The organism is Sphingobacteriales bacterium, from assembly GCA_016706405.1.
In the GTDB taxonomy this organism is placed as follows: Bacteria; Bacteroidota; Bacteroidia; order Chitinophagales; family UBA2359; genus BJ6.
In genome coordinates, this window is record JADJJT010000003.1 from 581,806 (window position 1) to 595,816 (window position 14,011).

Sequence of the window (14,011 nt, forward strand, 5' to 3'; positions counted from 1 at the left end):
CTTAATGACCGATAACCCAAATAACGACCCCGACAAACCCATTATTCAGCAAAAATCGCCCTACTGTGTTACCATCGAGGCACAAAAAAAATTCTCGTGGTGCTCGTGCGGGCGAAGCCAAACCGACCCACGCTGCGATGGCACGCATAAGACTACTTGCAATTTGCGCCCCATTACTCATTTTTACGAAGAAACTACTACGGTTTGGTTTTGTGGATGCAAGCAAACCAAACATCCCTTGGGCTACTGCGATGGCTCGCATAAAAAGTTAACCTAACAAACAACACGTGTTTACCAAGATTAGGCAACAATTCTGCTAATTTTTTATCTTTTTGTTTAATGCGCTTCTAACCAATTCTTACCTGTTCCGGTTTCAGCTTTAATAGGTACGGCCAAATCCGGAATTGCTTGTTCCATGTGGGTTTTAACTATGTCCTGCATTTCGGCAATTTCGGGATTATACACATCAAAAACCAACTCGTCGTGTACTTGTAAAATCATGCGCGACTCTAAATTGCGTTTCTCCATTTCTATGTTAATATTTACCATGGCCACCTTAATAAGGTCGGCAGCGCTGCCTTGTATGGGCGAGTTGATGGCGGTGCGCTCGGCAAAATTCCGGATAGTAGGGTTTTTAGAGCTAATATCTTTTAAATATCGGCGACGGCCTAAAATTGTTTGTGTGTAACCATTTGTCCGGGCACTTGCTACACACTCGTCCATAAAACCTTTAATGCGTGGATACGACTTAAAATACTCGTCAATAATTTGTTTGGCTTCGCTGCGCGGAACGCCTAAGCGTTGCGCTAAGCCAAATGCCGAAATGCCGTAGATGATGCCAAAATTTACCATTTTTGCTTTGCGCCGCATATCTTTATCAACACTATCCAGGGCAACGCCAAATACCCGCGCTGCCGTAGCTGTATGAATATCTAAACCCTGCATAAAAGCATCGAGCATATTTTGGTCGTGGCTAAGTGCTGCCATTAGGCGCAGTTCAATTTGCGAGTAGTCGGCACTTAACAAGGTAAATTCGCTGGCGCGCGGAATAAATGCCTTGCGTATTTCGCGACCGCGCTCGGTGCGGATGGGTATATTTTGCAAATTAGGATATTGTGAACTTAAACGCCCTGTAGCTGCCACCGTTTGTTGGTAAGTGGTATGGATGCGTCCGGTGCGGGGGTTAATTAGCTGCGGAAGCGCATCTACATAAGTGCTACGCAATTTGGTTAATTCGCGGTAGTCGAGCAAAGTAGCGGCAATGGGGTATTTAAAAGCCAATGCCGACAAGGTTTCTTCGTTGGTACTGTATTGCCCTGTTTTGGTTTTTTGCCCTTCGTAAGGTATTTTCATCCGGTCAAAAAGCACTTCGCCCAATTGCCTTGGCGACTCTAAATTAAAAGACACACCTGCTTCGCTGTAAATTTTAATCCGGAGGATTTCAATTTCATCGGTTAAAACGGTTGAATATTTGTTTAAAAAATCAACATCAACTTTAACACCTTCAAACTCCATATTGGTTAAAACACGAACCAAAGGCATTTCAACCTGAGCAAACAATTTTTGCTGGTGCGGTGCGTGCACCAAAGGGGCAAATTTTTGATGTAATTGCAAGGTAATATCGGCATCTTCGGCGGCATATTCGGCCACACGTTCAACGGCTACTTGCCGCATACTTAGCTGTTTAGCACCTTTTTTGCCAATTAAAGTTTCAATTGAAACGGGTGTGTAGCCTAAATATGTTTCAGCTAAATAATCCATCCCGTGGCGCATTTCGGGCTCTAATAAATAATGCGCTACCATAGTATCTTCTAATACGCCTTGAACTTCCATAGCATACCAGCGCAACATCAACAAATCATATTTAATATTCTGACCAATTTTTATTATGTTTTGGGCTTCAAAAAAGGCTTAAACTCGGCTACAATTGCTTTTGCCGCATCTTGTTCGGGTGGTATAGGCACATACCAGCCTTTTGTAGCCTGCCAGCTAAACGACAACCCAACTAATTCGCTGTTATTGGCATCAATTCCGGTTGTTTCGGTATCAAAAGCCACCAATTTTTGTAGCAACAGTTCGCTAATTAACAGCGCTCGTTTTTGGGGTGTATCGGCCAACTGATACTCGTGTGGTGTATTGGCAATAGTGCGCCCATGCTCAATTTTTTCCTCAAATAAAGCAGTGCTACCTGTTTGAGGCAGTGCAGGCTGTTGAGTAGCTGCGGGCTGAGAAAACAAATCAAGTTGGGTGGTAGTAGTTGTTGTTGAAGTGGTGTTTTTTTCCGGATTTTGTTGCTGCATTGGTGGGTTTTTAGCAGCGGTAGCCTTAGCAGTATTAAGCGCATAATCGTCTCCTAAAATGCGTTTGCCGAGGGTTCTAAATTCGAGTTCGGCAAAAACTGCGCTCAAAGCTGTTTTATCTATTTCATTTATTGCATAATCATCCGGATTAAATGTTATTGGAGCATCGCAAATGATGGTAGCCAATTTTTTTGAGGCCAAAGCCATTTCGCGACCTGCCTCCACTTGTTCGCGGGTTTTTCCGGATAAAAGATGGGTATTGGCAAGTAAATTTTCAATATTGTCGAACTCTTTTAATAATTTGATGGCTGTTTTTTCGCCTACCCCTTTAATGCCCGGAATATTATCGGCTGAGTCGCCCATTAAACCCAACATATCAATAACTTGGTCAACGCGGCTAATATCCCATTTTGTTAGTATTTCATTAACGCCCAGCAGTTCGGCTTTGCTAAACCCCGATGCGGGCTTGTACATAAACACTTTGTCGCTTACCAATTGCCCATAATCTTTGTCGGGGGTAACCATATACACTTCATAACCTTGTTGCTCGGCTTGTTTGGCTAAGGTGCCAATCAAATCGTCGGCCTCGAAGCCGGCTACGCCGGGGGCGGGTATATTCATGGCTTTTAAGATACGATGAATGTACGGTACAGCTAATTTTATATCTTCGGGCGAGTCGGGGCGGTTTGCTTTGTAAAATTCATATTCGGCAGCGCGGTCGGTTTGCCCTACATCGAAGGCTACGCCCAAATGGGTTGGTTTTTCGTTGGAGATTATATCCCAAAGGTTATTCATAAACCCCGTAATTGCCGACACGTTGAGGCCTTTGCTGTTAATTAGCGGATTGCGAATAAATGCAAAATGTGCCCTGAAAATTAGGGCATACGCATCGAGCAAAAACAGTCGTTTAGCGTTTGGATTTGGTTTGGTTAAAGCGGGCATGGCAATAAATTTAGGGCAAAAATAATATTTTTTGTTTGTTTTGCCTTAGGTTGGGCAAAATAGTGGCCGCGCAAAGGTTTATGGTTAAGAGGGTTGTTGATAAGTAATTTTACTTTCTATTAAACTTAAAATACAAAAAAGGCCGCAGTATATAAACACTTATAAACTGCAGCCTTTTATTAATATAAGGGCAAAATGCTAAATTTAGTCTTTTTCAAACTTCATAATCATACTTGTGCCATTTATATTACCTGTTAGCGTTAAATCGTTATTTTTAACTACAAAGTCCCAATCTTCAAAACTGCCATCGTTATAAGTTAAACGAAGTTCATCGCCTTCTTTTACTTCGTATTCGCCCGTCAATTTCTCAGAAGTGCCATCTATGTATAAAAAATCAATATTAAAATCGCCTACATTGTTTTCGCAGGCTTCAAACTCAATAGTTGCCGAGTTTATTCCGGCACCAACAGTTTCTACGCCATCTACGGTTATAGATTTGGCATCCCAGTTGCCTTCCATCGCGCAACTTTTGTCTTTTTTGCAACCTACAAAACAAGCAGTTGCTACAAGCAATAAAATAAAAAGTAAATTTTTCATTTGGAGGATATGTTTTGAATTAAAAAAAAGTTTGGCACAAGATACGGTAAATTTATTTAATACACTCAATTTTTAGACGAAGAAAATTTAAGCCCCAAGCTCAATTAAATGATAAATTGTAACTTTGCCACTACAACGCTTAACACAAACCATCTAACACAAAAAATGACAATATTAATTGCCGAAAGCGGTGCAACCAAAACTTCGTGGCTATTGGCTAACAGCAAAGCAGGCATTATTGCCGAATTTGAAACAATGGGATTTAGCCCTGTGCATCATTTGTTGCCCGATATTGTTGCCGGCATTAAGGCCAACTCAGGACTAATGCAAACAAATAACCAGTTTAAGGATTTGTATTTTTTTGGTGCCGGATGCTCGAGCCCCGAAAGGTGTTTTAAAATTGAAACAGCTCTGCGTCAGGTTTTTCCGGATGCCCGGCAAATTATTGTTGAACATGATATTTTAGCCGCCGCTTATGCCACCTGTGGTAAAAATGCGGGTATATCGTGTATTTTGGGTACCGGCTCAAATGCTTGTTATTATGATGGTACAACCTTATACGAAGGCAACCCCTCGTTAGATTTTATTTTAGGAGACGAGGGCAGCGGCACACAAATAGGAATCCGGATGCTTAAAGGCTATTTATACAAGCAACTTCCGGATGAATTGATGAATGATTTTAAAAAAAAGTATCCTCATATTAATAAAGAAGCCGTTTTAGCCGAAGTTTACGCCAACAAACATCCTAAAAAATTTCTGTCGGGGTTTGCCTTGTTTGCTTTTGAACACGCGCAAAATAGCTGGGTAAAGCAGCAAATTGAGCATTGTTTTAACGAATTTATACAAAACCAACTTATTCAGCCTTTTGGACATTTACTTTTTACGCCGCCGGCAAAATCTCCGGTTACGGTGCATTTTGTAGGTTCAATAGCGCATCATTTTGCCCAAATTTTACGCAACTGCTTAGCAACCCGCAATATTAACCATGTCGGGAAAATTATACAAAGCCCCGCGCACCATTTGGCACATTATTTATTAGAAGAAAAAACTGCAAGCAACAAAAGAAATTCCGGAAAATATTAATTCGCTGTTTGTATCAACAAAGGTTTTGCCACCCTCCAAGCGGGTGTCGCCACCTCAACCAAGTACATGCCGGCGGCTAATCCGGCCAAATTAATTCCAACGGTATGTTGTTCGGTCAATAAATCGTTAATTGTCTCAGTTTTAGCCAACTGCCCATCAATGGAGTAAAACCGCACGGTTGCTTGTGTAGGTGAAGTAAGTGCTTGGGTTGGCAAACTTAAATCAATAATGGCAACGGTTGAAGCCGGATTAGGCGATATTTTTAAGGTTGGCTGGCTTGTTTGTAAATTATTAGAGTCTGTTAAAGTTTCGGGCAAGGCGGTATCGCAAAATGGGTAGGTAATAGTTGTTGAGCGGAACATTCCGCGTCCATGTGTTGCGGCGTATAAAACTTTACAGCCTACTGTTTTCATGTCTTTCAAAATAAGTCTAAACACGGGAGTGCGGCCCATTTCGTTGCTAAATTCAGTCCAACATTCGGTATTTTTGTTATACGACCACACGCCAAGTTCTGTACCAACTATCACATAATGCTCGGGATTATCGGGCAGCATTACAACGGCATAAACAGGCATTTTGGGCAAATTATGCTGTATGGAGGTAAAACTTGGCGACAGTCCAAAGGCGTTAGTTGAAAGGAACACATAATCATTATTGCCATAATTGCCCAAGGTAACAGCCAAATTGTTTGGGTTACCGGGGTCAACGTAAACACCAGTGCCATAACGGCCATTAAATGAAGAGGCGGCAATTTCGGTGGCCTCAACCTTCAAGTCCGCGCCAATATTTTTAAAACGCATTAACGAGCCACTGCTCGAAATTGCATATCCGGTTTTTCCGTTTGTTACAAAACTAAAATCACTTAAAAATCCCGATTTAAATTTGCCCAAACTATACCAATAGGGTATGGTCGATAATTTTAATGGTTCGTCGGTAGCCCAAACAATGCCATTATTGCCACCTGTAACAAACTTCGCCTCAATAACACCATCAAGGTCGTAGAAGCGGGTTAAATTTTCCCACAAAAAGAAAGCAGTACTAAACGGAGCACCCCCGTCAATGTTGCCATCTTGGTCGGCATCTATATGGTCATCAAAAAAAGATGTCCACGAATCACCATCGGTAGAGGAGCGTTCCATATTTCCATATTGCGATTCGCAAAACAATACTTTAGGTTTGATACTCGATATTTCTGAATAAAATCCATCGCCGCCAAATACGTGTGTAGCGCTTTTTTTCGAATTATAGTCGTAAGATATGTATTGTGTTCCGTTATCTTGGGTGCCCCCCAAAATATTGCCATAAAATCCGGCACCCATGGCATAAAACTGGGTAACGTTAAAATTTTTTGAAACATGCTTCCATGTTGGATATAAATTATCGGCATCGGTGCTTCTGAACACCCCTCCATCGCCAATTACATAAACGCGGCCTTTTTTGGTAGGGTCAAAAATAATATTATGAATATCGGAGTGTATATAATAATAGTTTGATGGGTCGCTATTTCCGTTAGCTGCGCTATTCCAGCCGGTGTCTTCAGCCCATGTCCAAAGGGTTACGCCACCTAAAAACAAGCGGCGGTGGTTAAAGGGGTCAACTGTCATAGCAAGGTCGTACCAGCATTGGCAATGCGAGGCGCAAGGGCTAAACAAGGCGTTTTCTTCTCCGGTAATTTCGTTCCAATGTTCTCCGCCATTAGTAGTTTCAAAAATACCACTAATGCAGCCAAAGTCTTTCCCTAAGAGGACTATATACACATAATTAGGATGCGTTGGCGAAATAGCAATTTTTTTCCGGACATCCTTGCTCGGCAATCCGTTTTTTCCAGCATAATTGCTAAAATTCTCACCATTAGCATCCGAAACCATAACGGTACTACCTACCGCAGCCCATACACGCCCATTGGCAGCTACGGCAACATCCCATCCGGCCGCTTTTGATTTTAGACCATTTGGTTGAAACCATGTTGTGCCACCGTCATTGGTCATGTACACGCCTCGGTTTGTTGAGGCGTAAACAATATTTGCATTTGTTGGATGTGCTGAAATGCTGGTTACAAAAGCCCAATCGTACTGCTCGGGAGCGCCGGCGTAGTTAGGTACGGTTTGTGGTAATTGGGTTATTTCTCCGGAAATTGGATTGTATTTAAAAACGCCTGTGCCGGGCAAAGCGGAATAACTTTTCGAGTCGCCGGCAATTCCCGAATCAAATCGGTATTCGCCTGTGCCTATATAAATATTTCCATCGGCAGCTTGTGTCATGGCCGATATGGTATTGCTGTTAATATTTGCGTCAATAGCAATTTGTTTCCAGTTGTTGCCCGCATCTTTGCTCATCCAAAGGCCACCAGCTACGCTACCGCAGTAAAGCATGTTGGGATTGTTTTTATCAATAACCAGCGAGCGGGTTCGGCCACCTACGTTAATTGGGCCTAACTCTTCCCATATTAATGGCTTTTTAATTTCATTATCATCGCAAGATTTTGAGATTTCTTGGTTGTAGGCTTCAAAACGCGCTTTCCAAACATGTTCGGGGTGTATTAATCCTGTATTTTGATTGGCTCTTCGTTGAAGGTTTAATTCAAAGCCGCCCTGTGCACCCGTTATAAATCGGTCGTTACCCGCTTCATCTTTAATTTTATATTTGCCTTTAAAACTTCTTGGGGCTATTTCGTTTTTGTTTTCATACTTCTCAATTAGTTTAACAGCATACCATCCGGAGATACCAGCCATTAACACTAATAGTAATGTAAAATATTTATGCATGATTTTCTTATTCATTTTAAAATAAAATAATTTAGTTTGGACGTTAGAATGATGATTGTATAAAAAGACAGGAACAAAGTTAAGCAAAAAAGGTTGAATTTGCTTAGTCCAATCAATTTTATGTATTAATTAAGGTAGTTGGGTTTCGGATATTTTTAGCGGGAAAAGGTCGCGCGCTTTTTTTTGCTCTGCTTCGGGCATATTTAAGTAAGGCTGGCCGTAAGTTTTGGTGCTCCAGTTATTGCGAAGGTTATCAACTGCCAATTTCAGTGCATTTTGTACTTCAATATAGGTTTGGTAGGTACTATTTTTATCGACTGTTAAGGCAATTACCCCTTTCGTGGGGTGTTCGCTTAAACGGGGGTCTGTGCCATAGTTGTTAAAAAAATTTTCGGTATATTCTTGTAATTGTTCAATCATCAAGGTAGATTTTTCGACTTGCAGGGTATTGTCGGCCAAAATTGTAATTTCGAGGGCGTTTTGGGGCAATACCTCTTGTGGTGGAGCGGCGGGTAAGGCCGGGTCTTCAAGCGGTGGCAATGTAGCCATCAATCCTTTTTCAACATCCATTGTGGTGGCAAGTAAAAAGAAGATGAGCAATAGAAATGCAATATCGGCCATTGAGGCGGCATTTATTTCGGGGATACTGCGTTTTTGCCTGTAAAACATTGTTTATATGATTTGTAGGGGGCAGATGGTTTTTAGCTGGTGGCTGTTGGCTGATGGCTTTTGGCTGATGGCTTTTGGCTGATGGCTTTTAGCTGTTGGCTGATGGCTGTTAGCTTTTGGCTGTTAGCTTTTGGCTGGTGGCTGGTGGCTTTTGGCTGGTGGCTTTTGGCTGGTGGCTTTTAGCGGAGCATCTTAATTATTTCGGTTACTACAGTGGCAAAAATGGCAACAACTAATAAAGAAATAGTCAAATATATACCTATGTCAATAATTTGAGATTGTGTGATTGCTAATTTTTGTGCTGAATAGGGTATTGGCATAAGACGGGCAAAAATCCAGCTAACCAAAATTAATCCAGATAAAGCGAAAAAAGAATACAAAGATTTTAAACTTCTCACATCGTCTTCACGCAAATGTTTTACCAATTGCCATATTTCCAAACAAATCAATATTACTATGGCCGCTATAACCATAATTATAGTTGTCGGAATGCCAAAATTGGTAAAGAATGTTTGCATAACAAATAAATAGTAAATTAAGCTTATTTTTTTCTTTCGATATTTTTGTTTGTTGCTTGCTTGTGCTCTTCTCAGTAAGGAGTAAAAAAATCCGGATAAAATAAGTTTAGAAGCTTAATATTATTCTGGTGGATTAGTTGTGTTATACTTTGCCAGCAAATCTATCAGCGAAATAGCGGCATCTTCCATACCTATAATTAAATGGTCTATTTTAGATACTAAATAGTTGTAAAAAACTTGTAAAATAATAGCTACAATTAAACCAAAAACGGTTGTTAGCAGGGCAACTTTAATACCACGTGCAACCAAAGTGGGCGAAATATCTCCGGCGGCTTCAATAGCATCAAAGGCTTGAACCATACCAATTACAGTACCCAAAAAACCCAGCATGGGGGCAATGGCAATAAATAAAGCTATCCAGGTTAAGCCGCGCTCTAATTTTGCTGTTTGTACCGAACCATACGAAGCTATTGATTTTTCGACCAAATCTAAGCTGCCATCACCTACCCTTTCGAGGGCATGATGAAAAATAGCGGCAACAGGGCCGCGTGTAGCTCGGCAAATTTCTTTTGCTTGGTTTAGGTCGTTGTTTTTAAAACTTGTTTCAAGTCGGTCGAGCAGGCGTTGATTATTGGTCGTCGAGAGGTTTAACAGTAAAATTCGCTCTATACATATAGCCAGCCCTAAAACAAAACAAATTAGTATTGAACCCATGTATTGCCAGCCGCCTTCAACAAAATAGCGTTTTAACATGGTTTGGTTAGTTTCGTCAACGGGTATGCCTGTGCTGGTTTGTGCCGCTAAATTTAGGTTGAGTAGAAAAAGCAATACTACACCTAAAACAACAAGGGGCAAATAGGGGCGTAATAGTATTTTATGATATATCCGGATAAAAACTGACATGGTATTTAATGCAATCGAAGTACAATATCCAAATGGAAGGTACTAATGTTTACCATCCGGATATAAAAGGGGCGTTATAATTTGGGCGGAAAGATACAACTTTTTAAAAAATTGTGGCTAAAATGGTTCAAACAAATGGCAAGTTTATTAGCTTAAATTTGGCTGCTCGTTTTTTTTCTGGTAAAAAAATATTCCCAACCCTATACCCAAAATAATTAGTGCAATAGCAATTGTTTGGGCTTGAGTTAAGTTGAAAAAAGAGCTGTACCGCTCATTTACACGTATGGTTTCAATTAAAAAACGCTCGACACCATTAAAAATCAAATACATAGCAAACAAAATACCCGGAACTGGGGTCAGTCGCTTGCGCAAGGCAACCAAAATTAAAAAAAGGATACTGCACAACATAAACTCGTACACCGAAGTAGGCCATACAGGCTCGCATAGTGCGTGGGCATATTGGACAGCCTCGGCGGGTGGCAAGGCAGCGTGGACATCTTTAGTAATAATTTCGAGGGTTTGCTGGTTTTGATAGCAGGCAATTTCGGAGGGGTTCATTGCCATAACCACGTTATTTGGGTAATGATAAGCCCATGCCCAGTTTGGCATGCCATCGAACGGTTTGGGTTGTGGGTTAGCTATACCCCAGTCGCCATCGCCCGAAAAATGGCAACCAAGCCTGCCTACACCATAGGCTATGAATAATGCTGGGGCGGCTACATCTAACAAGCGCCTTGGCGGTATGCCTTGCTTGTGCGCATACACAAGAAGTGCAATAGCGGCACATATTAAGCCCCCATAAAAATTTAATCCGGCAAACGATAATAAATGGTTAACAGGATTGCGCAAAAAACCCTCCCAGTCTTCAATCCAATTAAATAATTTTGCGCCAAGTATGCCAAAAATGGCGGCAATTATAATAATATCGCCAACGCGGTGATGTGGATATATTGTTTCTTCAACGATTTGCGGCTTGGGCAAGGCTTGTTTTTTTTTGCTCCACCAAATTAATCCGGATATTAAAACAGCGCCGATAATAGCACCTATTAAACTTCCATCGCGGGTTACTAAATAATCTTGTGGATTTTTTGAAAACGCACACCAATTAGCCACAATCGGCACTAATTTAAAGCCCAACAAGCCGCCAATTAGGCCATTAACAAGTAGTTCGGCTGCTGTTGGGTTTTGGCCAATGGCAATATTTATTTTTTTACCCGTTAAATTTCCTGCCGCTTCAAGTCGTTTAAACTCGTACCGAAGCCACAAAAATCCGGCAAAAAAACCCAAGGCCATAAAAAAACCAAAGGTTTGTATGGGTAAACATATATTAATGCCTAATAGGTCGCTCAATAAATCACTAATTTGTGGATACATGTATTTCTGATATAATTAATTGTGGTGCGTATTCAAGCCTTGTATATGGCCAAACTAAATAATAAAGGTGCAATAATGGTATTTTGTTGAACAATTGGCACTATTGCACCCTTAAAACATAATTTTTTATTTCAATGGGTTATTAAGGTTGTAACATAACCATAATAGTTTTTTGGTGCCCAGTTTCGGTATTTAAATGAATAAAATACATTCCGGGGGTTAAATTGGGTATTTCCTGCAAATTTAAGGCTAAATTGTATTGGCCTTGTGGTAATGTTTTTGTTGTTTGAAACAAATTACCCATAATAACACCGTTTGAGTTTAACAAAACTGCATTGAGTTGTTGTGCGTTCTGGGGCAAATTTATCCGGATATTTATTGGGCCGTACGTTACCGATGGGGCAGCTATTGCCTCGAAAGTATGGCTATCTATGGCAGGGTCTTCAATGCCAACAATTTTTGACAGTTGAGCTGTTACACCTGTATTTCCGCCAATTTGCAAGGTGGTAGCAGCTGTATTTTTATCGGTTACAATGCCTGTTCCAGTTGTTGTCCATTCTTTAAAGGCGTAAGCAGTTTCGTCGTTAGGTATTGCCGTTAAATTTACATCTAATCCGGCAAAGTATTTTGCTTTAAATGGCAAGTTATCAACGGTAATTGAGTTTATTTGTATTTTTCCTACATCTTGTGGATTAACGTTAAAATCGACCTCATAAGGCCCTGTTAGGTCGTAGCAATCTGTCATACCGTCATAAATAGCATTGCAGCGTTTGGCTATAAAATTGCGGAGGCGTTCTACGTTTTTCTTCCAGTCGGCTACGCTTCCACCCCAGCGTGCAGCTTGGCGAGGCATTTCGGGCTCAATAACGGCTACTATCGAATCTAACTGATACAACATATTGTCACAACTAAACACAGTATTCATTAAATCGGCATACCTTGATAAATAGTATTGTTGAATTTTTGGATTTTCGCGCAATTTATTTAATACCGCCATGTGGTCGTTTTTATCGGGATTTACGGTATATTCGTAGCCTTTGATAAAAATTGAGTCGCCGGGGTAGTAGGTTTTACCATTCCACTCTACGGTATCGCTCACATAATACCAAGAATCTTCAATTTCAATTTTAGAAGGAAATTCAAGCAATTCAGAGTTACAAGGCAAGGCCTCGGTTGAGGTATCTTTAACTCCGGTATAATTAATGTAGTAGCCAAAAGTGGCATCGTTATCCCATAAAATATAGCCCCATTTTTTGTGTTCGCCTTCGGGGTTAAATCCGCGCCACCATCCGGTATTGTAATTAAGCCAGTCTGAGCAAACGGTAACAGTATTTACAATAACATAATCAATTAAGCTGGCAATATCTAATTCGGCTTCAACTTTGGCTAAATTTGCATCTTTTGTCATGTCATTATCCAATACAAAATCGGCAAGGTCTTCCCAATCGGCCATAGCTTTGTCGCCGCCATATTCGGCCCATGTATTTCCCCATGTTAAAACATATTGCAGGTCGTATTTGCCTTGGTTGTAGTAATATTCGGTAAAATCGTGGTCGTCGGGCAGTTCGCGCAGGTCGTAAACGCCCCAGTAAACCCCATTTAAATAGATGATGGCTTTGGTTGCGGTGCGAACATCTAAGTGCATATTGCCGGCTTTTACCAAGTTTTGAATATAGGCATCGCGCACGTGCGCGCAACCTTCGTGGTCGGGTAAAAAATTGCCCGGATAATTATCATCTCCGGCAGCCCTTAAAATTAATCGTTGAAACTCCTCGCGGTCGGTCAGGCTAAATATTTTTTCGTCTAAGTGTTGTGCGTAGCCCATTTCGTCTCGCACTACAATGTCAATGCTTCGGTGGTCATTAACCCACGAGTCTTGCCCATGGCTATTATACTCGCCGTAAGCACGTGCTTTGCGCTCTCCGGCAACATTAAAATATTCAATGCTTCCGTGCGGTTTAAGATTTTCGTTGCCATTAGCTAATTTATCTAAATTATATCCTGCAATTGATACGACGGGAATAGTGTGGTTTTCGTTGATTAAGTAGGTCGAGAACTCAATAAAGCTTGGTATAACATTACTTGAATCGCTAATTGCAATGGCTTTTAACACGGTTGTTTTGCTTATTTCAATAGGCTCGGTATATATTGGCGAGGACACAACGGGATGTGATCCGTCAAGGGTGTAATGAATTGTAGAAGCTGGTTCGTTATTGGTAATTTTAACCGTAATTGGGCCCGGATATTGGCCGGCAACCTGGTCAAAATCTGGGCGGTCGGCATACGAGTTGTAAACCACACTACCTTGATTAGCTTTTAACAAAGTGGGTTTCATAAAAATACCCCACTGGGCAGCACCGTCGGTAACACGCCCCCGCGAATGGCCTTTTTGCGTTTTTTTTACTTCAACGGTATCAATAATTACTGCATCGGGTTTGGCCAGGGTAATCATTTCGGAGGTTTTTTTGGTTTGTACCAATTTAAAATTTGTATGATAGTGTTGCCCACTAACTTCGTTGCGACCACTTGCCCATAAACGCAAATAGCCCTTGCTTTTTATAGTCGTTCCGGCCGGAAAAGTCCATTTTGTAGGGTCTTCTTTCTTATCGCTTACATGATAGCCGCTAATATCTACGGGCAGATCTGCCGGATTATATAACTCAATCCAGTCTTCATGTTTATCATAAGCATCGGCATATTGGTCGAGGTTAGCGCACGAGTATTCGTTAATGACAATAGTTTGTGCCTTAATACTAAAGCCAACAAATAAAAATAAAATAAGTGTAGTTAAAGATTTAAAGTGTTGATTTGGGAGCATAAACGAAATATTTGAGTAATTTGGTGATTGGATTTTGTGGGT

The 14,011-nt window shown here is 41.0% G+C and carries 9 protein-coding genes and 1 pseudogene; 2 read left to right on the forward strand and 8 right to left on the reverse strand.

All coding sequences use genetic code 11. The features are described from left to right. Positions 1–4: 4 nt before the first annotated feature. Positions 5–277, forward strand: coding sequence for a CDGSH iron-sulfur domain-containing protein (locus tag IPI59_14210; protein ID MBK7528665.1), 273 nt, complete (start codon positions 5–7; stop codon positions 275–277). Positions 278–336: 59 nt separating this feature from the next. Here the strand turns inward: IPI59_14210 and polA are convergent. Both polA and IPI59_14220 read right to left on the reverse strand, forming a co-directional pair. Then, a pseudogene (gene polA / locus IPI59_14215) lies at positions 337–3,242 on the reverse strand (DNA polymerase I). Positions 3,243–3,446: 204 nt separating this feature from the next. Further along, positions 3,447–3,839, reverse strand: a complete 393-nt coding sequence (locus tag IPI59_14220) for a hypothetical protein (GenBank protein MBK7528666.1) — start codon at positions 3,837–3,839, stop codon at positions 3,447–3,449. 165 nt (positions 3,840–4,004) lie between these two features. Between IPI59_14220 and IPI59_14225 the strand changes: the two genes are divergently transcribed. Next, entirely contained in the window at positions 4,005–4,922 is a 918-nt protein-coding gene (locus IPI59_14225; GenBank protein ID MBK7528667.1) for a hypothetical protein, read from the forward strand. On the opposite strand, the gene IPI59_14230 is transcribed toward IPI59_14225, so the two are convergent. From IPI59_14230 to IPI59_14255, 6 genes are all read right to left on the reverse strand, one after another. Then, a complete protein-coding gene (locus IPI59_14230) occupies positions 4,919–7,702 on the reverse strand; it encodes a hypothetical protein (protein MBK7528668.1) in 2,784 nt (927 codons plus the stop codon). The genes IPI59_14225 and IPI59_14230 overlap by 4 nt on opposite strands. A gap of 114 nt (positions 7,703–7,816) precedes the next feature. Further along, complete coding sequence (locus IPI59_14235; GenBank protein ID MBK7528669.1) at positions 7,817–8,356, reverse strand: biopolymer transporter ExbD; 540 nt, start codon at positions 8,354–8,356, stop codon at positions 7,817–7,819. 179 nt (positions 8,357–8,535) lie between these two features. Next, the gene (locus tag IPI59_14240) at positions 8,536–8,874 is read right to left on the reverse strand and encodes a hypothetical protein (GenBank protein ID MBK7528670.1); all 339 of its coding nucleotides are present in this window, start codon (positions 8,872–8,874) and stop codon (positions 8,536–8,538) included. A 120-nt stretch (positions 8,875–8,994) separates the two neighbouring features. After that, complete coding sequence (locus IPI59_14245) at positions 8,995–9,777, reverse strand: MotA/TolQ/ExbB proton channel family protein (GenBank protein ID MBK7528671.1); 783 nt, start codon at positions 9,775–9,777, stop codon at positions 8,995–8,997. Between the two features lie 147 nt (positions 9,778–9,924). Continuing rightward, the gene (locus IPI59_14250; GenBank protein ID MBK7528672.1) at positions 9,925–11,151 is read right to left on the reverse strand and encodes a prolipoprotein diacylglyceryl transferase; all 1,227 of its coding nucleotides are present in this window, start codon (positions 11,149–11,151) and stop codon (positions 9,925–9,927) included. A 142-nt stretch (positions 11,152–11,293) separates the two neighbouring features. After that, the gene (locus IPI59_14255) at positions 11,294–13,969 is read right to left on the reverse strand and encodes a CotH kinase family protein (GenBank protein MBK7528673.1); all 2,676 of its coding nucleotides are present in this window, start codon (positions 13,967–13,969) and stop codon (positions 11,294–11,296) included. Between the last annotated feature and the right edge of the window lie 42 nt (positions 13,970–14,011).